This is a genomic window from Breoghania sp. L-A4 (genome assembly GCF_003432385.1).
In the GTDB taxonomy this organism is placed as follows: Bacteria; Pseudomonadota; Alphaproteobacteria; order Rhizobiales; family Stappiaceae; genus Breoghania.
On sequence record NZ_CP031841.1, the window covers coordinates 2,499,541 to 2,521,684 of the forward strand.

Here is a 22,144-nt window from a genome sequence, read left to right on the forward strand (position 1 = left end):
GTGACGATCAGCGCGGCCGCATTGCATCCGGCGGCCTTCCTGTCCATGATCGGTGTTGACCAGTGCCATGCCGGACACGGTTATGGCGGCGTGCTTTTGGCACGCGCATTGCGCAAGCGCCGGAACGTGTGGGGATCGCGGTTGTGATCCTTGATGTGCTGGACGACGGAAACCCTGATCTCGTCGCCCGGCGCCGGGCATTGTATGAGGGATACGGCTTTCAGCCATTTCTCTCAAATCCGCCGCGGATGTTTTTGCCCATTGCGACGGTGCCGGCGGCTCTGGGAGAGCAGTAGCGCGCCCACGCGGATTTCATCCATTCAGATAACGCACTGTTCACCATGGATCGGATCTCTCCCGGTTTTGCAGTTTTCGGATAGTACGGGGAAATCCGCATGGCTAGTGTCGTGCGAGTTTTATCCGCGCTTCGGCCGCCTGGGCTGGGTGTCAAATCCGGAAAGCGATCATCCCATGCCTAAAAGACGTGCTCTCCGGATCGGCAGCCGATCCGGCAGTGCGGTGATGCTCATGCGGATCATCGCGGGCGCCAGCCTGTTTCTGGTCGCGCCGGGCGCGATGGCGCAACCCGATGATATCACCGGCTACCTGGATGGTATCCGGGTGGAATACGGGCTTCCGGCGCTCGCCGCAGCCGTTGTCAGGGATGGTGCGGTGGTCGCCGTTGCGGCGGTAGGCACGCGGGTGCATGGCGAACAGATTCCCGTGCGCCTCGATGACCGCTTCCATCTGGGATCGAACACCAAGGCGATGACCGCGACGCTGGCCGGCATGATGGTGGAGGAGAGGCGACTGCGCTGGACCTCCACCGTGGGTGAGGTTCTGGGCGATGACGTCCCCGGTCTGAGTCCGGGCATCGCCAGTGCCACGCTCGAGCAACTGCTCTCGCACGCCAGCGGCATCCCCGCCGACACCGAGGAGATGCTCGATCTCTATTTCAGCAACAGCACCTTTGATTACAACCTGCCGGCGCTGCGCCTGCGCACGCTGGAGGCGTGGCAGCACAACGCCGTTTCCGTGCCCGACGGGTCGCCGTTTCAGTATTCCAATTTCGGCTACATGATCGCCGGATCGATGATCGAGAAGGTCTCGGATACGCCGTGGGAACAGCTGATGTATGAGCGCATCTTCGCACCCATGGGACTGCGGACCGCGCGGCTCGGCCCCCAGGCGACCTACGGACTGGTGGATGCGCCCGTCGGTCACCGCATCGCGGCGGATGGCAGTGTCACTCCGATGCTGTGGGGTCCAGCGGCCGATGTTCCGCCGGTCATATCGCCCTCCGGCAATGCCAACATGTCGGTTCTCGACTACGCCGCGTGGGCCGGCTGGAACGCCGGTCAGGGCCGGCGCGGCCCGGTGCTGGTTTCGCCCGGGACGCTGAACGTCATCCAGTCCGTACACGTCCAGACGCCGGTGCGCGAAAATCCGCCGCCCGGCACGCCGGAAACCGGTGGCTACGGACTGGGGTGGGGCGTGGTGGCGTTCGACTGGGCGGACGCGCCGCTGCTCACCCACAACGGCTCCAACTCGATGAATCTCGCCCGGATCGTGATCGACACCGAGCGTGATCTCGCTGTCGTGGTGCTGAGCAATTTCCCCGGCCGCCGCGCCAGCTCCGCCGTGGGTGAGGTGATGCGGCATCTCTATCTCGATTACGCCAAGCGATAACCCGGGCACGCCACGGCGCGCCAAACATTCAAAAGGAAACGGCCATGTGCAACGACGCTTCAAACGAGACCATCAGCCGACGCAACCTGCTCGCCGGTGGTGTGGCGCTCGCCGCGGCGGGCGCGACCCTGTCGACCGCTGCGGCCCAGACGGCCGAAACCGCGCCGGTCTCGCCGGAGGAGGCGCTGCAGCGTCTCGTCGAGGGCAACGCCCGCTATGTCGCCAATGCCGCGATAAACACCGATCATTCGGTCGGACGCGTCGAGCGCGCCGCGGGGCAACAGCCGTTTGCGGCCATCGTCAGTTGCTCGGACTCGCGCGTGGCGCCGGAACTCCTGTTCGATCAGGGCCCTGGCGCGCTCTTCGTCGTGCGGGTGGCCGGAAACTTCATCAATGAGGACGGTCTTGCAAGCCTCGAGTATGGTGCCGCGGTGCTCGGCATCAAGCTGATCGTCGTACTTGGTCATAGTTCGTGCGGGGCGGTCGGCGCGACCATCAGTTCGATTCAGGACAACACCCTGCCCCCGGACATCTGCCGAGCCTGGTCAACGCTATCCGTCCGGCGGTCTATGACGTCATGCAGGCCAAGCCCGCGGACCTGCTTGCGGCGGCAACGGCGCAAAACGCCAGGAGCAATGCCGAACGCGCGCAGACGGAAGGTCCCATCCTTGCGCAACTGCACGACGCCGGAAAGCTCAATGCCGTGGCAGCCATCTACGAGATCAGCACCGGGAAGGTGTCGTTCCTGTAGCCTCAATGGTACCGGTCACAGCCGCCACAGCGTGACCGCGTCCGGCTTCGTTTCGCGCGGCAAGAGCCCCGTCAGATCGGAGACGAAGCCGGTGGCGTCTTTCAGCAGGCTCTGCACGAAGACCCAGTCTGGCGCGTGGCCGGAGAAATCCCGGTGCGGCACGGCGAGGATCACCGCGTCGGCGGGGGCGGCGTCTTCCAGCGCGGTGAGCGCCACGCCGTGCTCGGACAGGGTCTGCGCCGGATCGGCCATCGGGTCGATGGTCTGCACCCGGGCGCCGTATTTCTCCAGCTCATGCACCAGATCGGCGACCTTGGAGTTGCGCGCGTCCGGCACATTCGCCTTGTAGGTGACGCCGAGCACGGTGACGGTGAGCGGCATGGTGAACCCCAGCCGCGCGCAGTCCTGGATCAGGCTGGTGGCGACAAACCGCGGCATGGCCTCGTTGGTGCCGCGTCCGGCGAGCACAACCTGTGGCGTGTGGCCGATCTCATGCGCCTTGTGGGTGAGATAATAGGGATCGACGCCGATGCAGTGGCCGCCCACGAGCCCGGGCTGAAAGGGCAGGAAATTCCACTTGGTGCCGGCCGCCGCCAGCACGTCGCGCGTGTCGATGCCCAAACTGTGAAACATCACCGACAGCTCGTTCATCAGCGCGATATTGAGATCCCGCTGGGTGTTCTCGATCACCTTGGCGGCCTCCGCGATGCGGATCGACGCCGCCTCGTGGATCCCTGCCGTGACCACCGCGCCATAAAGCGCTGCCAGCATCTTGAGCGTTTCCGGGGTGCTGCCGGAGACCACCTTGGTCAGCGTGGAGAAATCATGCGCGCTGTCGCCGGGGTTGATGCGTTCGGGCGAATAGCCGACGAAAAAGTCGCGGTTCAGCGTGAGTCCCGAAACACCTTCGAGCACCGGCACGACGACCTCCTCGGTGGCGCCGGGATAGACGGTGGATTCAAACACCACCGTTGCGCCGCGCTTCATCTGCCGTCCCACCGTCTCTGCCGCGCGCAGCAGCGGGCTGAGGTCCGGCCGCTTGGCCGCGTCGATCGGTGTCGGCACGGCGACGATATGCACGTCAGCGCCCGCCAGCGCCTCCGGCTGGTCGGTGAGTGTCAGCGTCTCGCGCGCCAGCTGCTCCGCGCTCAGCGAGCCGGTGCGGTCGCGCCCGGCGCGCAGCTCGGCGATGCGGCCTGAATCCACATCGAAACCGGTGACGGGGAAGCCGGCCTGCGCGAAGGCGGCCGCCACGGGCAGCCCGACGTAGCCCAGCCCGATGACCGAAAGCCACGTGTCGCGGATTGTCTCAGACGTCATAGTAGCTCCGGTACCAGTCGACGAAGGCGGCGACGCCCGCGCGCACCGGCGTTGCCGGCTTGAAGCCGGTCGCGGCCTGCAGCTCGGTCGTATCGGCAAAGGTCGCCGGCACATCGCCGGGTTGCATCGGCATCATGTTGAGAATGGCTTTCCTGCCCAGCGCCTCCTCGATGGCCTCGAGATAGTCCATCAGCTGGACGGGCTGCGAATTGCCGATGTTGAAGATGCGATAGGGCGCGGAACTGCTCGCCGGATCCGGATTTTCCGGGTCCCAGTCGGGGTTGGCTGCGGCGGGCCTTTCCGAGATGCGCAGGATGCCCTCGACGATGTCGTCGATATAGGTGAAGTCGCGCACCATCTGGCCGCGGTTGTAGAGATCCACCGGGTCGCCCGCCAGAATCGCCTTGGTGAACTTGAACAGCGCCATGTCCGGCCGGCCCCACGGCCCGTAGACGGTGAAGAAGCGCAGGCCGGTGAGCGGGATGGCGAACAGATGCGCATAGGCATGCGCCATCGCCTCGTTGGCCTTCTTGGTGGCGGCGTAGAAGGAGACGGGATGATTGCCGCCGCGGTGTTCCGACAGCGGCATGGCGGCATCCAGGCCGAAAACGGAGGAGGTGGAGGCAAACACCATGTGCTCGACCGGATGCGCGCGCGCCGCCTCCAGCATGTTGAGGAACCCGGTCACATTGGCGTCCACATAGTCCTGCGGCGCGTCGAGCGAGTGGCGCACGCCGGCTTGCGCCGCGAGATGGATCACCCGGCTCGGACTGTGCTCGGCAAACAGCGCCATCACCGCGTCGCGGTCCTCCAGCGCGATTCGCGCCTCGGTGAACCGGTTGCTCGGGCGCAGCCGGTCGAGACGCGCCTCCTTCAGCGTCGGATCGTAGTAGCTGTTGACGTTGTCAAGACCGACGACGTTGGCGCCCGTGTCCAGAAGCGCGCGGCAAACGTGATGGCCGATAAAACCGGCGGAACCGGTAACCAGGACGGATGTCATTCAGGCGGGCCTTGTGCAGAATCGGGAGGCGAGGGAAGGGCTCGCGCAGGGTAGCAGGTCACTCGAGGATCTTCTTGCGATAGATGCGCTCCAGGCTGAGCGCGACGAAAAATCCAACCATCGTCACGAAAATCACAAAGATCGGATCGACGAAATCGCTGTCGAAGCCCCTGAAGTAGCCGCTTCGCACCCACTCCACGCAATGCAGGATGGGGTTCCAGTAAAAGATATTCTGGATGGCGGGGGAAAGCTCTCGACGACGTAGAAAATTCCCGACAGGAAGAACAGGGGCCGGCTGATGACGCCCCAGATGTTCCGCCATTCCTTGAAATGCGCGACGATCACACAGTTGATGACGCCGGTGTTGAAGCCGATCACCGCCAGCAAGGCAATCGGGGCGATGACGTTGAGCCAGTCTTCCGGCAGTTCGCCACCGAACATGAAATTGTAGCAGCCGATGATCACCACCAGGACCGTGATGTGGGTGACGATTTCGAGGATGGCGCGTGAGACGAAGGTATCGATCGACTTGATGATCGGGAAATACAGAAGCGACTTGTTCATCTGAATGGCGTTCATCACGGCGCCCGACGTCTGGCTGTAGATATTGAAGGGAACCACGCCGGTGCAAAAGAACACCACAAAACTGTCTCCGACGGGCGGGTTGTGGGTGCCCAGCGACATGAACATCAGCGACAGCATGGTGATCCAGCCGAGCGGCTCGAGCAGCGCCCAGGCATAGCTGAGTTTCTGCTCCGAATAACGCGATCGCATCTCGCGCAGAACCAGCGACAGCGTGTTGCGCGCAAAGATCTGAAGCGGCGAGCCCAGATCATTCATGACACGCGTCTCCCGTCGGTTTAGGCGCACTGTGTATCAAGGCCGTCTTGCTCCGCGCGCTGGGCGTTTGAAATCTCGTCGGGCTGTGTGCGTGCAGACTACCCCGATTTGCCGCCGCCGCCATTCATTTCGCGGGACAAATTGCCGCCCGCGTCCCACGGTGCGGATACCCCTTGGGCGTTGCGGTTTCCAGGCGGCCGGAGTATCTGTGCAGGCAACAGGTGGCCAACGACACCGGGCCGAGTACCACAGCTTAGAGGCGTTCCCGTGACATCGTGCAATACAATCGTGACAGCCGGATCCGTCCGGTTTGGCAATGCGTTGCCGTTTTCCCTGATCGCCGGTCCGTGTCAGATGGAAAGCCGTGACCATGCGTTCGAGATGGCGCACGCCATCAAGGAGATCGCCGACAGCCTCGGCATCGGCTTTGTCTACAAGACCTCCTACGACAAGGCCAACCGCACCAGCCTCACGAGCAAGCGCGGCATCGGCATGGAACGCGCGCTCGAGGTCTTCGCCGACATCAAGAGCCGCTTCGGCGTGCCGGTTCTCACCGATGTGCATGACGCGACCCACTGCGCGCCGGTCGGCGAGATCGTTGATATTCTGCAGATCCCGGCGTTCCTGTGCCGCCAGACAGATCTTCTGGTGGCCGCCGCGCAGACCGGACGCATCGTCAACGTCAAGAAGGGCCAGTTTCTGGCGCCGTGGGACATGACCAACGTGGTCGCCAAGCTCACCGGCTCGGGAAACCCCAATGTGCTTCTCACCGAGCGCGGCGCCAGCTTCGGATACAACACGCTGGTTTCCGACATGCGTGCGCTGCCGATCATGGCGCAGACGGGCGCGCCGGTGATTTTTGACGCCACCCATTCGGTGCAGCAGCCCGGCGGGCAGGGGACGACATCGGGCGGCCAGCGCGAATTCGTGCCTGTCCTGGCCCGCGCGGCCGTGGCCGTCGGCGTGGCGGGGGTGTTCATCGAGACCCATCAGGATCCCGACAGCGCGCCGTCGGACGGCCCCAACATGGTGCCGGTCGACCAGCTCGCGGATCTGCTCAGGACGCTGCAGAGCCTGGACACCGTCATAAAAGCGGTAAGCTAGGCGGCTAACGCACATCCCGCGACGGCGCGTCGCGCCACAACCGATCAAGGCACTTGGAGTTCTCATGCTGGTTACGATGATTGGCACCGGATATGTCGGGCTGGTGTCCGGGGTCTGCTTCACCGAATTCGGCTTCGACGTCACATGCGTCGATCTCGACCAGTCGAAGATCGACCGGCTCAACCGCCACGAGGTGCCGATCTACGAGCCGGGCCTCGACGATTTGATCCGCCGCAACCACGAGGCGGGCCGCCTGAAATTCACCACGGGCTTCGACGCGGCCGTGCAGTCCGCCGACGTGGTGTTCATCGCCGTCGGCACCCCCTCGCGCCGCGGCGACGGCGAGGCGGACCTGAGCTACGTCTTCGAGGCCGCGCGCCAGGTCGCGCGCGCCATGAAGCCCGAGACGGTGGTGATCATCAAATCCACGGTGGTGGTGGGCACCTGCCGCAAGGTGCGCGACATCATCGCCGCCGAACGTCCCGGCGTTCCGTTCTCCATCGCGTCCAACCCGGAGTTCCTGCGCGAAGGTTCGGCGATCGACGACTTCATGCGGCCTGACCGCGTTGTCGTCGGCGTTGAGGACGCGCGCGCCGAGAAGGCTCTGCGCACGCTGTACCGGCCGCTTTTCCTGCGCGAGACGCCGATTGTCTTCACATCGCTGGAGAACGCCGAGATCACCAAATATGCCGCCAACGCCTTCCTGGCGATGAAGATCACCTTCATCAACGAGATCGCGGATCTGTGCGAGCAGGTCGGCGGCGACGTGCAGCAGATCGCCTCCGGCATCGGGCTGGATAATCGTATCGGCTCGAAGTTTCTGCATGCCGGGCCGGGCTACGGTGGTTCGTGTTTTCCGAAGGATACCAATGCGTTCGCCGCGACGGGCCGCAAGTTCGGCGCGCCGCAACGGCTTATTGAGGCGACGATCGCGGTCAACGACGCGCGCAAGCACGCCATGGCGGACCGGATTCTCACAGCTCTCGGCCCCGATCCGAAGGGCAAGACGGTCGGCGTTCTCGGTATCGCGTTCAAGCCCAACACCGACGACGTGCGCGATGCGCCAAGCCTGGTGATAGTGCCGCTGCTGATCGCGGCGGGTGTCAATGTGGTGCTGCACGACCCGGAAGCGCGCGAACAGGCCGAGCCCCTGCTGCCCGGGCGGCGTGGCGCGACCATCCTTACGATGTGGCCGATGGCGCGGACGCGGTCGTGGTGCTGACCGAATGGAATGTCTATCGCGGGCTGGATATCAAGCGGCTGGCCGGCGCCATGCGCGGCACGGTCCTGGTGGACCTGCGTAACATCTATGAACCCGCCGATGTGACGGGCGCCGGTCTGTCCTATGTCAGCGTCGGAAAGCCGCCGCAGGGCATCTGACGCGATTTGCCGTCCCTGGATGTGAATTCTTTGCACCCGATGATTTCATCGCGCGGGAAAACGCTCTAGAAGGCACCCAGTATCCAACTCACAGACGTCCGCCGACGCAAGGAGAGCCCATGACCGCCATCATCGATATCGTTGGCCGTGAAATTCTCGACAGCCGTGGCAACCCGACCGTTGAGGTCGATGTGCTTCTGGAGGATGGCTCCAAGGGCCGTGCTGCGGTGCCCTCGGGCGCCTCCACCGGCGCGCACGAGGCTGTGGAACTGCGCGACGGTGGCCCGCGCTATCTCGGCAAGGGCGTCCAGAACGCGGTTGACGCGGTCAACGGCGAGATCTTCGAGGCCATCGGCGGCATGGATGCCGAAGAGCAGATCCTCATCGACGAGACGATGATCGAGCTCGACGGCACGGAGAACAAGGCGCGTCTCGGCGCCAACGCGATCCTCGGTGTGTCCATGGCGGTCGCCAAGGCCGCGGCCGATGCCTGCGGCTTGCCGCTCTACCGCTATGTCGGCGGCCCCGGCGCTCGCCTGCTGCCCGTGCCGATGATGAACATCATCAACGGCGGCGCGCATGCCGATAATCCGATCGATTTCCAGGAATTCATGATCATGCCGGTGGGCGCGGCCAATCTCGCCGACGCCGTGCGCATGGGCGCGGAGGTCTTCCACACGCTGAAAAAGGCGCTGTCGGATGCCGGCCACAACACCAATGTGGGCGACGAAGGCGGTTTCGCGCCGGGCCTGGCTTCCACCGACGACGCCATCGGCTTCGTGATGAAGGCGATCGAGACGGCGGGCTACAAGCCGGGCGAGGACATGTTCCTGGCGCTCGACGCGGCCTCCACCGAATTCTTCAAGGACGGCAAGTATCATCTCGACGGTGAGGGCAAGGTGCTCGCGCCCCAGGAAATGGCCGCCTATCTCGGCGATCTCGTGGCGCGCTATCCGATCATCTCGGTTGAGGACGGCATGGCCGAGGACGACTGGGACGGCTGGAAGGCGCTCACGGAAATCGCCGGCGACAGGTGCCAGCTCGTGGGAGACGATCTTTTCGTCACCAACACCGCGCGCCTGCGCCGCGGTATCGGCATGGGCGTCGCCAACTCGATCCTGGTGAAGGTCAACCAGATCGGCACGCTGACGGAAACCCTGGACGCGGTCGAGACGGCGCACAAGGCCGGCTACACCGCCGTGATGTCGCATCGTTCGGGCGAGACCGAGGACGCCACCATCGCCGATCTGGCGGTCGCCACCAACTGCGGGCAGATCAAGACCGGGTCGCTCGCGCGCTCCGACCGGCTGGCGAAATACAACCAGCTCATCCGCATCGAGCAGGACCTCGGCCCTCAGGCGCGCTACGCCGGCGCCTCGATCCTGCGCGGCTGAGGCCCATCCGTCTGCCTGTGCGGGCGCAAGTCCCCGCCGATATCCGGTAATCACCTTTCCCGGATTTGATCTCAGCGCGGGAGGCGGCCATTCGCGGTCATCCGCCAGCCGAAACAGGCCGCCGCCGTACCCCGACGGCGGTCCTATCGTATCGGGGCACACTCTCGTGCGGCGTTCCCGAAAGAGGTGTCATGTCGCTTGAATCCTGGCTCGCATTCACCGCCGCCTGCGTCGTCCTCACCCTGATCCCCGGTCCGAGCGTGTTGCTCGTCGTCAGTCAGGCCGTGGTCCGGGGAAAGGCGGCCGCCTTGATGTGCATTCTGGGGGATGTGCTCGGCGGTGTTGTCCTGATGGCGCTGTCGTTTCTCGGGGTGGGCGCCGTGCTCGCCGCGTCGGCGTTGCTGTTCCAGGTGGTGAAATGGGCCGGCGTTCTCTACCTCGCTTATCTGGGCTGCCGCCAGATTCTCGATGCAAGGAACGGCGCCGGTGCCGTCGTGACTGGAAGCGCGCCGGAGCCGTTCACGCCGTCTTCCTGGATGAGCTTCTGGGCGGGGGCGGTCACCGCGGTTCTCAATCCCAAGGCGATCATGTTCTATCTGGCCTTTCTGGCGCAGTTCGTCGATCTCGAACGCAGCATCGCCCTCCAGGTCGCAATCATGACCGCCACATCCTCCGCCGTGGTGGTTGTCTTTCTCGGATTTTACGCGCTGATCGCCACGCGCGCCCGGCGGATGTTTCATAGCCCGGCGGCGCACAAGCGGATCGGATACACCGGCGGCGCCTGCATGCTCGGCGGCAGCGTCGTCATGGCGGCGACGCGGTAGCGCGGATCCGTCACGCGTTGAGCAGGGACCGGGTTCGCGCTCTTCGTCCCGGCACGTATCCGACTGGCGCCGCGTCTCCACCGCCAATCGCGTGGCGCTGCATGCGTGACGCGGGCGGCAGAGGCCCCCGACACGCAAAAAAGCCGCCGTCCCGATGGAACGGCGGCCTGATATCTCTCCAAACCGGAGATCCCGGGTGTTGCGCGATCAGTGCAGCTTGGACGCGTCCGGCTTGTCCTCGGACGTCTCCGACACCGGGCTGGCCGCCGGTTCCGCGGCGGGCTCGGGAGCGGCGGCGCGCGGCGCGCGGGTGATCGACTGGCTGTTTTCCTCGATGATCGTCTGGTAGCTGCGCAACTGGGCCTTGAGTTCCTCGACCTGGGCCTGGGACGCCTCGTGCATGATCTTGTATTTGCGCAGCTTCTTGTTTTCCGCGATCGTCTCTTCGTTGGTCTCCATATAGCGCTTGTTCTGCAGCGTCTCGTGCTTCAGCTCCGACAATGTGGAGTTGTAGCGCATGTTGAGATCGCGCAGCTTGGAATTGGAGGCCTGAAGCTCCAGCCGGTCGCTCTCGTGGCTCTTCTGCAGCGCGTCCAGCAGATGCTGGATCTCATGCAGCCGCGCATCGAGATCGCGGTTGCGCTCGCGCAGCTTCTTGTCCTCGCGAAGCACCTCCTGCAGCGTCTGGTCGCTGACCCGCTTCTGCGAACTCAGGTTCTCGATTTCCGAGTTCAGCGAGTAGATCTGGTCGTCGTGCTTGCGCTGCTCGTCCTCGCCCTGGTTCTTCTGGAACTCCAGCTCCTCGGTGGCGATATCCAGCTGCGAGCGGTAGTCGATGTTTTCGTTGCGCACCTCGGTCAGATCGCGTTTCACGGCCTCAAGTTCGTTGGCCATGTGCTTGTTTTTCTTGACTTCCTTGTCAAGCAAGCCGCTGGTCTCGCTGAGCTTGCGCTCGAGCTCGAATTCGCGCTTGGCAAACGCCTCGAAGTCGCCGTTGAGGCTTTCCACACGGCCTTCCAGAATGCGCGCCTTGGACTTCAGGGCCTCGTGCTCTTCGTAGATGGCGGCGTATTTCGTGCGCTCGTGGTTGAGGGTCTCGCACTCGTGGTTGTACTGCTCGGTCACCTTGCGGTTGGTGTCGCGCAGGCTGATGATCTCGCTGCGCGCCGTCTCCAGCGCCGTGCGCGTCTCGCCGATGCGGTGACGCAGGGCGTGGGCTGTGGCTTCGGCGTCGCTCGCCTTGCTCGCCAGCTTTTCGTTCTCGTGCTTGAGACTGAACAGCTGGCTCGAGAGGTTGGCGTTTTCGCTCTCCAGATTGATCTGGGTCTCGACGTCGACCTTCGACATCGAAATGAATTCCGACAGCGAGTTGACGTTGTTTTCCGACTGGGCCGAGAGCGCGCTGAGCTGCTCGAAGGTGTTGCCCAGCTCGCTGACACGCGCCATCAGCGTGTCCAGCTTGCGCTGGCGCTCCTTGGAACGGCGCATGTAGGGGGTCAGCTGCTCGATCGGCTCTTCGTGATGCACGGCGCCGTCGTCGTGCGCGTCGTCGGCGTACTCGCCGTTCGACAAGGCGTATTCGGCCGCTGCCTTTTCCGAGTCGGCATCGCTCGAAGAAGCGGATTTGGAGAATAGACGCATCACAATGGCCTCACTTCGTTACCTGATCCCGTTGCGGCTTCCGCGTTGTCGCGGAAAATTCGAACCGTGTTTCCGTTCCGGGTTCCGGAAACACTTCTCAGGCGCATCTCACCGCCAACCGTGTCGCGCGCCTGGGAGTGTATCGGAGCGCGGCGCGCGATCCGGCGGCAAACTGCCGGTATGGTTTTCATGTCGGTAACGATACGCACACTCGCTCTCCCGCCACGGAAAGCATGGACTGTATCTCGGGAATGAGATTAACAAAAAATTAACCTATGGCAAGGGAGCTGAACGTTGACGAGGGCGGAATACCGCGCACAATTCACTGAATTTGATTGTGAATTTTGCCTATCGCGCATGCGGCGCGGCGAAAAACGCTGTCGGATCAGTGACCCGCGCCGCGTTTGCCCGCGCCGCCGATGCATCCCGGCGCACAGGCGCGCGGCCTGAGCGAATCGTGCCCCGATCCGCCCGCCGGCGCGAAATAGGTGGGACAGCGCGGCGGCGTGACCCGATTGGGCGGCCGCGGTCGCGCTCAGGAGCCGGCGCGCTCGTTCGCGGCCTGGCGGATGGCGTCGGCCAGCGTGCTGGCGGCCTCCGCGCCCATCACCGCGTATTTGTTGTCGATGATGAAGCAGGGCACGCCCGTGACGCCGATCTGCTGCGCCTGCTGGATCTCCGACCGGGTCGCCACCATGTCGGCCTCCTGGCGCAGCGACTCGCGCACCCGCTCTCCGTCCATGCCGGCTTCCTGCGCGATCCTGACCAGGACCTCGTCGTCCGACAGGTTCTCTCCGTCGATGAAATAGGCCTTGAACAGCCGCTCGACCACGGCCTCCTGCGTCTCGGGCGTCTTGGCCCAGCGGATCAGCCGGTGGCAGTCCAGCGTGTTGGGCGAGACCTCGATCTTGTCGAATTGAAAATCGAGGTCTTCCGTCTCTCCCGCCTGGCGGATGTTGGAATAGATGCCCGCCGCGCGCTCCGGCCCGCCGAATTTCTCGTTCAGATAGGTCTCCCGGTCCTTGCCCTCGCGCGGCAGGGTCGGGTCGAGCTGGAATGGCCGCCAGTGCACGGTGACGTCGAGATCGTTGATCAGGCCGATGGCCTTCTCAAGCCGCCGTTTGCCGATATAGCACCACGGACACATGACATCGGACACAACATCCACGGTGATTGTCTGCCTGGTCATTGCGATGTCTCCGTTGCGTGGACGAGAGGCGGCGCGCGATCCGGCCCCTGGCCGCCATGGCACACATGTAGGGCAAAAGCGGGTTGGGACAAAATCCGCCGCGGACACGAAGCCGTGTTGACGCGGATGCGGCGGCGGATGGGGACGGGAGTCGCGGGCCGCCGTCAGGCGGCGGAATTGACGCTGGCGATCTTGGCGATCGCGTCCAGCTTGATCGGCTTCTTGCCGAGATCGAGCGTCACCGGCGTGTTGCGCATCACCGAACGGATGCGGCGGATCGCCAGGTGCGCGCCGGCCTCATCCGTGGTCGGGAACACGGCAATGACGCCGGCGTCGCCGACGAGACCGACGAGATCCTCCACCCGGCACAGCCGCCGCAGCAGCCGCAGGGCGGGACGCTCCAGCGCCTTGGCCGGCACGCCGTCGTTCTCCCCGTCGTGGGTCTGGATCAGCAGCCGCGTCACCGTCAGCGGCTTGCAGTTCAGATGCGCCGTCTTCTTGGCGTGGCTCAGGTAGCACTTGAAGTGGTCCGACGAAATGACGCCGTCGCCCGAGGGGTCGTCGATCGCGTCCTGGCAGGCCAGCAGCGTCTCCTGGATGGAGCGGTCGAGCCGCCGCGTCCGGATGCCGATCGTCAGCCTGAGGAACAGGTCGGCGCGCGTGGAGCGCAGCGTCATCACGTCGTTGGCGCGCGCCTTGTACGCCATGCGCGTGGTGTCGGCGTCCAGCCCCTCGGTCAGCAGGATGATCGGCAGGTCGTGATAGATCGGGTTGGCGCGCAGCAGCAGAAGCGTGTCGATCGCCTCGGCGTTTTCCTGGTCCAGGATCACGGCGTCGAAATTGCGCCAGGTGAGATACAGGTTGGCCATGTCGGCGGTCATCGCGCCGACGAAGCTGATCTTCGCGCCAAGCACGGATTCGATCTGGGAAAAGTGCCCCCGCGTGCCCACCACCAGCAGCGCCGGACCGTTTGACGGCGAGCCGCCCGACACGGGCATGTTAGGTTTGGGAAGCGCGATCTCGAGCGACTGCAGCGTCGCGGTGCGCACGTCGGCTTCCATCCGTTTGGTGATCAGCCGGTTCATCGCGCGCGTGTGCGCGACGACGGTCTGTGCGGGCACCGGATGGGTCAGGATGGCGTCGGGCCGGATGGCGACGGGCTTCTTGAACGCCGTGCTGGCCAGGCAGATCAGGGGAACATGGCGGCCGGCAAGGCATTGCTCGACCGCCTGGATCCACTTCACGAACAGGTCGAGGTCGGCGCCCTTGCCGTCGACGATGACGGCGGTGGGCGTCGCGACGCTTTTGAGGATCGAAGGCAGCTTTCCCGGCGAGTCCAGCGCGAGCAGGTTCGTGTGGAGCGCTTCCATCTGTTCCCAGAATTCGGAATCGCATCCACCGGGCATTCGAATGGCTATGACGGGACCATCAAGCGACATCGAAAATAGGCCTGTACGTAATGTTGCCGATGGTTTTGACACAATGGCATTAAGGCGGTGCTAACAAAAACGATAAAACTGTAGTGGTCGGCCGGTGGAACGGCGGTTTCGGTGGCCGTGAATACGGGACGCCGATGTCAAACAGGAGACGTTCGAAAACGTCCGCTTCCTCCGGCGCAGCAGGTCGCACGATGACCCTGCGGCACACATTGCGAAAAGCGATGCGATCAAAGTCGAGGGGTGTGCGCCTAGAGCGTTTCCTTGCTAAATGGAACCATTCTGCGGAGATGAATTTTGTCGAGGATCACGAGGATTGGCGAAGGGCATATCGCGGATATGGCCGAGACGGGCCTCGCCGATAATCGGGAAAATTCATCCCGCCCAAAGGGTTGGTCGAAACCGGCCGTCCGCCGCGTCAACGGCCTCCGCCGTAGCATCGGCTACGCCGTTCGCCCGTTTCCTCGCGGATCGAACCGGTTTGGACCAACAGAATTGATTCCATTTAACAAGGAAACGCTCTAGCCGGTCGCCTTGTATTCCGACGCCAGCGTTTCCAGCGCCTTGCGATTGACGATGCCCGCGTCATTGCGGGGGATCGAGGACGCGGGGAACAGTCCGTGCGGCCGCGATTGCATGCCGATCTTCATCGCGTCGAGATACGCCATGAACGCGGCTTCGTCGACGGAGGCGCCGGGCTTGGCGACGATGGCGGCGCAGAGCCGGGTGCCCAGCGTCGGTTCGCTCACCAGGAAGGCGGCCGCATCGCTGGCGCCTTCGAATTTCGCATAAAGCTGGTCAAGCGCATTCAGCTCCACTCCGATGCCGCCGATCAGCGCCGCATTGTCGAGGAACGGATTGGCGTCGACATTCTTGATCACGCCCTTGTCGCGGACGCCCACCAGCCGGGTCCGCAGATAGCCGTTTGCGGCGTCGGGCCAGTCGGCCGTCGCCGAGCCGGGCCAGGCGCGCTCGGGCACCATGGGCCCGCGCACATGCAGCGGCGCGGCGGAGGTGCCTTCCGATTCGACATGAATTTCCAGCAGAACCGGCACATCGGCGACGCCGGAGGGGGCGCCCACCGGGCCGGAGGGCAGGGCGCGGGAGGGGCCGGTTTCGCCGCGCAGCCGGGCCACCTGCGCCATCTCGTCGATCAGCGTCACGTCGACGATGGCGTTGACATGGGGCGGCTGGACGCTGTTGTCCGCGCCCGCGTGCCACACGGCGACGATGGTCCGCGGCGGATCCTGCTTCTTGAGCAGCGTGTCGACCAGTGGCGCCAATTGTCCCGGCACCACAATAACATCGGCTTCGCAGGAGCGCGCGTGGCGGGCGATCTGCTGCACGTCCTCGGGATGGTGCAGGTGCAGCGTGCCGCCGCACAGCAGCCACGGCGCGATGCCGCAGCCGATGCCGGCCAGTCCGCTCAGCGCATAGGGCAGCAGGATCGACGCGCCGTCGGCGATACGCCCCTCCAGCATCGGCATCAGGCCGGCGGAAATCCAGTGATTGTGCGAGCGCGGCACGGGCATCAGCGCGCCGCTGGGCCCCATCGTCCAGGTCAGCGTCGCCAGATGGTCGGCGGCGTTCACCGAGCGCGTCACCTCCGCCGGCGGCACCTCGTTGCCGACTTCTTTCATCACGGCGTTGAGGTCCAGCAGTCCATCTGGCAGATCGTTGCCGATGCCGAAGACATAGCGCAACCCGAAGACGTCCACCGCCGCCTCGCGCATCCACGCCGCGTAAGTGCCCGATTCCAGCCGGTCGATGGTGATGACGGCCTTGGCGCCGCTGGTGCTCAGGGCCTCGGCGATTTCACGCCCGCGCCACACCAGCGGCACCGGGGTTGCGATGAGGCCGGCGCGCAACGCCGCCAGCATGATCAGCACCGCGTCCGTGGTGTTGGGCAACTGCACGCCGATGACAGTGTCCGGCGTCAGTCCCAGCGCCTTGAACAGTCCCGCCAGCCGCGACACCTCGACGTCGGCTTCCGCATAGCTCAGCGTGCGCGGCGCCCCTGAGGTCCAGCGTTCGCGATTGGGCGCATCGGCAAGCGCGATGCGGTCGGGATGGTTCTGCGCCGTCTTTCTGAACAATGCGTCCAGCGTCACCCGGCCCCACACGCCGGAGGCCTGATTCCGCTTGATGGTCTCGGCGGGCGAAAGGATCATGCGGTCGTCATCCTTGAGCGGGGGCTTGTTGTAGCCGGATGTTTTTTGCGCGGACATGGGGGGCGATCCGTCATCTGTCATTGCGTCGGTGTCGCTTCCGAGGCGGCGGACCACCACGTGTCGAGACGGTAGCCGGTCAGCGGCGCGGCGTCGGGGTGAACGATGTTCGCCCAGCGCGCGACCCATTCGGCCGGCAGATGGAACAAGGGCACCACGTAGAAGCCGGAAATCAGCACCCGGTCGAAGGCGCGCACCGCGGCGGTGAACTGTTCCTCGGTGCGCGCGGCCAGCATGGCGTCGATCATCGCGTCGATCGCCGGCTCGTGGGCGCCGGCGAAATTGAATGTTCCGTCCTGCTCCGCGCTGGCCGAGCTCCAGCGGAAAGACTGTTCGTTGCCAGGTGACAGCGATACCGGCCAGTAGTTGAAGGTCATGTCGTAGTCGTAGGCGATGCGGCGGCGCTCGTACTGCGCGGAATCGACCGTACGGATGGTCACCGCGATGCCGATGCGCGCCAGCGTCCGCTCAAACGCCAGCGCCAGCCGCTCCTCGTCCTTGTTCTTCGTCAGGATCTCGAAGGTCAGCGGCGCTGTGCTCGATGTCTGGGTCATCACGCCGCCGTCGATGGCGTATCCGGCCTGCTTGAGCAGCGTCACCGCGGCGCGCAGCGCGCCGCGGTCGCTGCCGCTGCCATCCGACGTGGGCGCCCGCCAGGCGCCCTGCATGACGTCGGGCCGCACGGCGCCGGGGAAGGGCGCCAGCAGCGCCTGTTCCTCGGCGCTCGCCGGCCGGCCGATGGAGGAGAGGAACGAGCCGTCGAAATAGCCGTGGGTGCGCTCGTAGAGGCCGAAATACAGATTCTGGTTCAGCCACTCGAAATCCAGCAGATGCTGCAGCGCCTGACGCACCAGCGGATCGGAGAACACCGGCCGGCGGGTGTTGTACACCATGCCCAGCATGCCCTGCGGCATGGCGTTCTCCAGCGTGTCGCGCACCACGCGGCCGTCCGTGACCGCGGGGAAATCATACGCTTGCGCCCAGCGCGCGGGATCCTTTTCCACCATCAGATGCACAAGGCCCTTCTTGAAGGCCTCGAACAGCGAGTTGTGGTCGCGGTAATAGTCGATGCGGATCTCATCGAAATTGTCGTGCCCGGCCTTCACGGCCAGATCCTTGCCCCAATAGTTCTCGTCGCGCGTGAGCACGATGTGGCCGCCCGGGTCCAGCGCCGCGACCGTGTAGGGACCCGATCCCAGCGGCGTGTCCAGGTTCGAGCGCTCGAAGGTTTCCGGATCGGTCGCGTGTTTCGGCAGGATCGGCGCCAGGCCGATCAGCAGCGGAAGCTCGCGGTCGGTCCCGTCCTTGAACACGAAACGCACCGTATGCGCATCAGGGCTCTCGAGCCGCTCGACCTTCTTGTACCAGGAGCGGTAGTGCGGCCGCCCGTGCTCGCGCAGCAGCTCCACCGAAAAGATCACGTCGTCGGCGGTGATCGGCGTGCCGTCGGAAAACCGCGCTTCGGGCCGCAGGCGGAACTCGACCCACGAACGGTCGTCCGGCACCTCGACGCTTTCCGCGATCAGGCCGTAGAGCGAGAAGGCCTCGTCGCGATTGCGCGTCAGCAGGCTCTCGTAGACGTTGTTGCCATATTCGAAGTCCCACAGCCCGCGCGCGGCGACGCCCTTGACGATAAAGGGGTTGGTGCTGTCGAAACTGCCCTGGACGCCGTAGGTGATCCGGCCGCCTTTCGGCGCCTCGGGATTCGCGTAAGGCAGGTGGGTGAACCCGGCCTCCAGCGCCGGCTTGCCATGCATGGCGATGCCGTGCTGCGGCGCGGCCGCGGCCACCTGGGCCCCGAGCGCCAGCGCGCACACGACAGCCAGGGCGCGCAGACCCGTCAGGCTTGCGGCGCGCCGGGACGAGCCGGCGGACAGGGGACGATCGGGGGTCGGGGTGACGGTCATGCGGGCGCGCCAGCGGTCCATGGGGCAGTCGGATTGGTTAAGAAACGAATGATTCCAATCCCGACACTAGCACAATCGGCGCCTCCTTTGGCGTGCGTACTTTTTCAGAACCGCTGGAAATATATGTGATGCCGGGCTATTCATGCGCGGGAGTCGTGTCACCGTCTCGCCGCAATTTCCCCCGATGCAGTGCATTGAGGATGCGTGTGGCGGGATGCAGGGATAGTGGACCCCGCTGAGCGCCGGTGGGGATTTGAGCAAGGACGTTGATGTATGGCCAAGAGTATTAACCGGGTTGGAGCGATGGCGCGCAGCGCGCTTGTGGCGATGGCTACCGCCGCGACCATGGGTATGGCGGCTGCGCAGACGCCGGAGACCCCCGCCGCCGGCTCCGAGGAATCCGCTTGGGTGAAGGTCTGCAACGAAGTCCCGCAGACCAAGAAGGTCATGTGCCTCGTAACCCAGGAACTGCGTACGGACACGGGCCAGTTTCTCGCCTCCGTGGCGATTCGCGAGATCGAAGGCGAGGACCGCAAGACGCTGCTGGTCGCGGTGCCGCCGGGCATGCTGATCCAGCCGGGCTTGCGCGTGCAGGTCGACGCCGGCAAGCAGGAGCAGGCCAAATACGGCATCTGCTTCCCCAACGCCTGCTACGCCGAACTGGTGATCACCAAGGAATTCATCGATGGCATGAAGGCCGGCGGCAAGCTGGTGCTGACCACGCTGAACCAGCAGGCCAAGGCCGTCGCTTTCGATCTGACGCTGATCGGCTTCACCAAGATCTATGACGGCGAGGCGGTCGATCCCAAGGCGATGGCTCAGAAGCAGGAAGCCTTGCAGGCGGAGCTGCAGAAGCGCGCCGAGGAAGCCCGTCAGAAGCTGATCGAACAGCAGAAGAAGCAGTCCGAGCCCGCGAACTAATTAAGCGCCGGCAATCGCGATCCGAAGGCGCCGCGGGGTCCCGGACCCTGCGGCGTTTTCGTTTCCGGCGCGGAATTCTGAACCGCGGAGCGCGCGTTCGCGTTTCGCCGTGTCCCAGGAGAGACAGATGCAGAAGATGACCCTTTCGACCGCCATACCGGTGCGTGCGGGCGGCAAGGCCGCCCGGATGCTGGGCATGATGCTGGCCGGTGGTGTGCTTGGCGCTGTCGCGTCCGGCGCGGCGCTGGCCGCGGGCAGCGAAGCGCCGGTGGAGCCGGAAAAGTCACCCTGGACGAAACAGTGCAGCCCGCCGGACGCCACCGGCAAGCAGACCTGCATGACGTCGCAGGTGCTCTATGACGATCAGGGCCGGCTGTCGGCCTCGGTGGCTGTGGAAACGGTGACCGGACGGCCGGAGCCCCGGCTTCTGGTGGCGGTGCCCAACCGGATGCTGCTGCAACCGGGTCTCGTCGTGCAGATTGACGATGCGGTCCCGCAGAAGCTCGCCTACCGGATCTGCCTGGCGGACCGGTGCTTCGCCGATGAGTTGCTGGATGCTCCGGCGCTCGGACGCATGCGGCGCGGCGAGACGATGCGCGTGGGTCTGATGGACGCCGCGTCCAAGCCGGCCACGCTGACGTTTCCGCTCGCCGGATTCGCGGGCGTCATCGACGGGGCACCGGAAACTCCGGCCGACGCGCAGCAGTAGAGCGCGGCAACAGGCGTCGCGCGCTCAGGCGCGCGGCGCGCCCATTTTCGGGATCAGTGCAGTTCGACGTTGCGGGCGTGGTAGTTGCCGTCCTCGGAGGTGTCGAACAACTCCTCGATCTGAGGATGGCGCACCGGCTCGCCGGTCTCGTCCTCGACCAGATTCTGCTCCGACACGTAGGCGATGTATTCGCTCTCGTCGTTTTCGGCGAGCAAATGGTAGAACGGCTGATCCTTGCGCGGACGGATATCCTCGGGGATCGACTGGTACCACTCGTCGGTGTTGTCGTAGGCCGGATCCACGTCGAAAACCACGCCACGGAACGGATAGACCCGGTGGCGGACGACTTGTCCGATCCTGTATTTGGCGGCCCGGATCTTTTGCATTGTGTTCTCGGTGCTCCAAACGGTTCGGCGGCCGCCTTGTCCGGCGTCCTGTTCTTGTGCCCATCCTGCGGCCGCAGGATTGTCGGGTGCGGTGCTGCCTGTCTCGGGGCCGACGCGGGCCGTGCGCCGCGATGGCTTATGACGCCGTCGAAGGTCACGGCGTCACCGGGGCGTGGTCTTCGGTGCTGCGCCGGAGCGTCCGGCGCGCGACCGCGCAGGCGGCCCTACAAGCATGGGCATTCTACACTGTCAAGCCAGGCATTGCGACCTCGGACGCGCGCGCCGTGGCCGCTGACGCGCCCTAGAGCGCGTAGCGCTCGGCGAAATCGCTGTCCTTGGCGGCAACGATCTTCGCCAGGTCGACGATCACCTTGGCCTGCTTCCAGGTGGCGTCGTCCTGCATCTTGCCGTCGATCATCACGGCCCCCGTTCCGTCGGGCATCGCCTTGATGATTTTCGCGGCAAACGCCACTTCATCCGGATCCGGGCTGAACACGCGCTTGGCGATGTCGATCTGGGTCGGATGCAGCGACCATGCTCCCACACATCCCATGAGGAAAGCGTTACGAAACTGGGATTCGCAGGCCGCGAGGTCCGAAAAGTCCCCGAACGGGCCGTAAAACGGCTTGATTCCGGCGCTCATGCAGGCGTCGACCATCTTGGCCACCGTGTAGTGCCACAGGTCCTGCTGATAGAAGGCGCGTGCCGCATGTGCATCCGCGCCGGGGTCCGCCAGCACGCCGTAGTCCGGGTGGCCGCCGCCGACCCGCGTCGTCTTCATGCCGCGCGAGGCCGCCAGATCCGCGGGGCCAAGGCTCATGCCGTGCATGCGCGGCGAGGCGAGCGCGATGTCGGCGACGTTCTTCACGCCTTCCGCGGTCTCCAGGATCGCGTGGATGAGGATCGGTTTTTCGATTCCGTGCCGCGCTTCCAGTTGCGCGAGCAACTGGTCGAGATAGTGGATGTCCCAGGCGCCTTCCACCTTCGGCAGCATGATCACGTCGAGCTTGTGTCCCACCGCCGGCACGATCTCCAGGATGTCGTCGAGCAGCCATGGCGAGTTGAGGCAGTTGACGCGGGCCCACAGCCCGGTGTCGCCGAAATCATTGTCGCGCGCCATCTGGATGAAACCCTGCCGCGCGGCGTCCTTCTCGTCGGCGGGAATGGCGTCCTCGAGATTGCCCAGCACCACGTCGACCTTGCCGATCAGTCCGGCCACCTTGCCGCGCATCTTCTCGATCTGCGGCGGCACGAAGTGGATCATCCGTTCCAGTTGCACCGGCAACTCGCGCAGCGGCGCGGGCGCGCCGATGGCCAGGGGCTGATAGAAGCTGCGCGGGCTCTTGGTCATGCTGGATCCGTTTCACGTTTCAGGGCGATGGCGGGCGTGGCGTCTGGGCACAAGAATAGCGGTTTTTTTGCTCT

At 64.9% G+C, this 22,144-nt stretch carries 18 protein-coding genes and 2 pseudogenes; 10 read left to right on the top strand and 10 right to left on the bottom strand.

Going from position 1 to position 22,144, the window contains the following annotated elements:
- From D1F64_RS23330 to D1F64_RS25410, 4 genes and pseudogenes are all read left to right on the top strand, one after another.
- A complete protein-coding gene (locus D1F64_RS23330) occupies positions 1-147 on the top strand; it encodes a hypothetical protein (protein ID WP_162901482.1) in 147 nt (48 codons plus the stop codon).
- Between the two features lie 381 nt (positions 148-528).
- Positions 529-1,689: a serine hydrolase domain-containing protein gene (locus D1F64_RS11500; protein ID WP_205470738.1), complete on the top strand. Its 1,161-nt coding sequence runs from the start codon at positions 529-531 to the stop codon at positions 1,687-1,689.
- Positions 1,690-1,733: 44 nt separating this feature from the next.
- Positions 1,734-2,159: pseudogene (locus D1F64_RS25405) on the top strand (carbonic anhydrase); the annotation flags it as partial.
- Between the two features lie 107 nt (positions 2,160-2,266).
- Complete coding sequence (locus tag D1F64_RS25410) at positions 2,267-2,440, top strand: hypothetical protein (RefSeq protein WP_248304842.1); 174 nt, start codon at positions 2,267-2,269, stop codon at positions 2,438-2,440.
- A gap of 15 nt (positions 2,441-2,455) precedes the next feature.
- On the opposite strand, the gene D1F64_RS11510 is transcribed toward D1F64_RS25410, so the two are convergent.
- From D1F64_RS11510 to D1F64_RS11520, 3 genes are all read right to left on the bottom strand, one after another.
- Positions 2,456-3,760 carry a nucleotide sugar dehydrogenase gene (locus D1F64_RS11510; RefSeq protein WP_117412563.1) on the bottom strand — a complete coding sequence of 435 codons (1,305 nt, stop codon included), beginning with the start codon at positions 3,758-3,760 and terminating at the stop codon, positions 2,456-2,458.
- Positions 3,750-4,760 (bottom strand): NAD-dependent epimerase, encoded by a 1,011-nt coding sequence (locus tag D1F64_RS11515; protein ID WP_117412564.1) that lies wholly within the window; start codon positions 4,758-4,760, stop codon positions 3,750-3,752. The genes D1F64_RS11510 and D1F64_RS11515 overlap by 11 nt, the downstream gene beginning before the upstream one ends.
- A gap of 132 nt (positions 4,761-4,892) precedes the next feature.
- Positions 4,893-5,600 carry an ABC transporter permease gene (locus D1F64_RS11520; RefSeq protein ID WP_117412565.1) on the bottom strand — a complete coding sequence of 236 codons (708 nt, stop codon included), beginning with the start codon at positions 5,598-5,600 and terminating at the stop codon, positions 4,893-4,895.
- A gap of 285 nt (positions 5,601-5,885) precedes the next feature.
- Between D1F64_RS11520 and kdsA the strand changes: the two genes are divergently transcribed.
- From kdsA to D1F64_RS11540, 4 genes and pseudogenes are all read left to right on the top strand, one after another.
- Complete coding sequence (gene kdsA / locus D1F64_RS11525; protein ID WP_346432325.1) at positions 5,886-6,704, top strand: 3-deoxy-8-phosphooctulonate synthase; 819 nt, start codon at positions 5,886-5,888, stop codon at positions 6,702-6,704.
- Between the two features lie 64 nt (positions 6,705-6,768).
- Positions 6,769-8,084: pseudogene (locus D1F64_RS11530) on the top strand (UDP-glucose/GDP-mannose dehydrogenase family protein).
- 119 nt (positions 8,085-8,203) lie between these two features.
- Entirely contained in the window at positions 8,204-9,478 is a 1,275-nt protein-coding gene (gene eno, locus D1F64_RS11535) for a phosphopyruvate hydratase (protein ID WP_117412567.1), read from the top strand.
- 191 nt (positions 9,479-9,669) lie between these two features.
- Entirely contained in the window at positions 9,670-10,302 is a 633-nt protein-coding gene (locus D1F64_RS11540) for a LysE family translocator (protein ID WP_117412568.1), read from the top strand.
- Positions 10,303-10,509: 207 nt separating this feature from the next.
- Here D1F64_RS11540 and D1F64_RS11545 read toward each other — a convergent pair whose 3' ends face one another.
- The 5 genes from D1F64_RS11545 to D1F64_RS11565 all read right to left on the bottom strand — a co-directional run bounded on the left by D1F64_RS11545 (position 10,510) and on the right by D1F64_RS11565 (position 18,724).
- Positions 10,510-11,943 (bottom strand): hypothetical protein, encoded by a 1,434-nt coding sequence (locus tag D1F64_RS11545; RefSeq protein ID WP_117412569.1) that lies wholly within the window; start codon positions 11,941-11,943, stop codon positions 10,510-10,512.
- Between the two features lie 535 nt (positions 11,944-12,478).
- Complete coding sequence (locus D1F64_RS11550; protein ID WP_117412570.1) at positions 12,479-13,132, bottom strand: DsbA family oxidoreductase; 654 nt, start codon at positions 13,130-13,132, stop codon at positions 12,479-12,481.
- 164 nt (positions 13,133-13,296) lie between these two features.
- Entirely contained in the window at positions 13,297-14,502 is a 1,206-nt protein-coding gene (locus D1F64_RS11555) for a hypothetical protein (protein ID WP_162901483.1), read from the bottom strand.
- Between the two features lie 587 nt (positions 14,503-15,089).
- On the bottom strand, positions 15,090-16,796 hold the full coding sequence (locus D1F64_RS11560) for a class I adenylate-forming enzyme family protein (RefSeq protein ID WP_162901484.1): 1,707 nt from the start codon (positions 16,794-16,796) through the stop codon (positions 15,090-15,092).
- Between the two features lie 20 nt (positions 16,797-16,816).
- On the bottom strand, positions 16,817-18,724 hold the full coding sequence (locus D1F64_RS11565; protein ID WP_248304431.1) for an extracellular solute-binding protein: 1,908 nt from the start codon (positions 18,722-18,724) through the stop codon (positions 16,817-16,819).
- A gap of 252 nt (positions 18,725-18,976) precedes the next feature.
- On the opposite strand from D1F64_RS11565, the gene D1F64_RS11570 reads away from it, so the two are divergent.
- Entirely contained in the window at positions 18,977-19,624 is a 648-nt protein-coding gene (locus D1F64_RS11570) for an invasion associated locus B family protein (protein WP_117412573.1), read from the top strand.
- A 127-nt stretch (positions 19,625-19,751) separates the two neighbouring features.
- Complete coding sequence (locus D1F64_RS11575) at positions 19,752-20,333, top strand: invasion associated locus B family protein (protein ID WP_117412574.1); 582 nt, start codon at positions 19,752-19,754, stop codon at positions 20,331-20,333.
- A gap of 53 nt (positions 20,334-20,386) precedes the next feature.
- On the opposite strand, the gene hspQ is transcribed toward D1F64_RS11575, so the two are convergent.
- Together hspQ and D1F64_RS11585 are read right to left on the bottom strand one after the other, a co-directional pair.
- Positions 20,387-20,710 (bottom strand): heat shock protein HspQ, encoded by a 324-nt coding sequence (hspQ, locus tag D1F64_RS11580; RefSeq protein ID WP_162901732.1) that lies wholly within the window; start codon positions 20,708-20,710, stop codon positions 20,387-20,389.
- Positions 20,711-21,020: 310 nt separating this feature from the next.
- Positions 21,021-22,070 carry a CoA ester lyase gene (locus D1F64_RS11585; RefSeq protein ID WP_117412576.1) on the bottom strand — a complete coding sequence of 350 codons (1,050 nt, stop codon included), beginning with the start codon at positions 22,068-22,070 and terminating at the stop codon, positions 21,021-21,023.
- Between the last annotated feature and the right edge of the window lie 74 nt (positions 22,071-22,144).

Coding starts and splice junctions, on each gene's coding strand:
- D1F64_RS11500 (WP_205470738.1), top strand. CDS start 529: ATGCGGATCATCGCGGGCGCCAGCCTGTTTCTGGTCGCGCCGGGCGCG.
- D1F64_RS25410 (WP_248304842.1), top strand. CDS start 2,267: ATGCAGGCCAAGCCCGCGGACCTGCTTGCGGCGGCAACGGCGCAAAAC.
- D1F64_RS11510 (WP_117412563.1), bottom strand. CDS start 3,760: ATGACGTCTGAGACAATCCGCGACACGTGGCTTTCGGTCATCGGGCTG.
- D1F64_RS11515 (WP_117412564.1), bottom strand. CDS start 4,760: ATGACATCCGTCCTGGTTACCGGTTCCGCCGGTTTTATCGGCCATCAC.
- D1F64_RS11520 (WP_117412565.1), bottom strand. CDS start 5,600: ATGAATGATCTGGGCTCGCCGCTTCAGATCTTTGCGCGCAACACGCTG.
- eno (WP_117412567.1), top strand. CDS start 8,204: ATGACCGCCATCATCGATATCGTTGGCCGTGAAATTCTCGACAGCCGT.
- D1F64_RS11540 (WP_117412568.1), top strand. CDS start 9,670: ATGTCGCTTGAATCCTGGCTCGCATTCACCGCCGCCTGCGTCGTCCTC.
- D1F64_RS11545 (WP_117412569.1), bottom strand. CDS start 11,943: ATGCGTCTATTCTCCAAATCCGCTTCTTCGAGCGATGCCGACTCGGAA.
- D1F64_RS11550 (WP_117412570.1), bottom strand. CDS start 13,132: ATGACCAGGCAGACAATCACCGTGGATGTTGTGTCCGATGTCATGTGT.
- D1F64_RS11555 (WP_162901483.1), bottom strand. CDS start 14,502: ATGGAAGCGCTCCACACGAACCTGCTCGCGCTGGACTCGCCGGGAAAG.
- D1F64_RS11560 (WP_162901484.1), bottom strand. CDS start 16,796: ATGTCCGCGCAAAAAACATCCGGCTACAACAAGCCCCCGCTCAAGGAT.
- D1F64_RS11565 (WP_248304431.1), bottom strand. CDS start 18,724: ATGGACCGCTGGCGCGCCCGCATGACCGTCACCCCGACCCCCGATCGT.
- D1F64_RS11570 (WP_117412573.1), top strand. CDS start 18,977: ATGGCCAAGAGTATTAACCGGGTTGGAGCGATGGCGCGCAGCGCGCTT.
- D1F64_RS11575 (WP_117412574.1), top strand. CDS start 19,752: ATGCAGAAGATGACCCTTTCGACCGCCATACCGGTGCGTGCGGGCGGC.
- D1F64_RS11585 (WP_117412576.1), bottom strand. CDS start 22,070: ATGACCAAGAGCCCGCGCAGCTTCTATCAGCCCCTGGCCATCGGCGCG.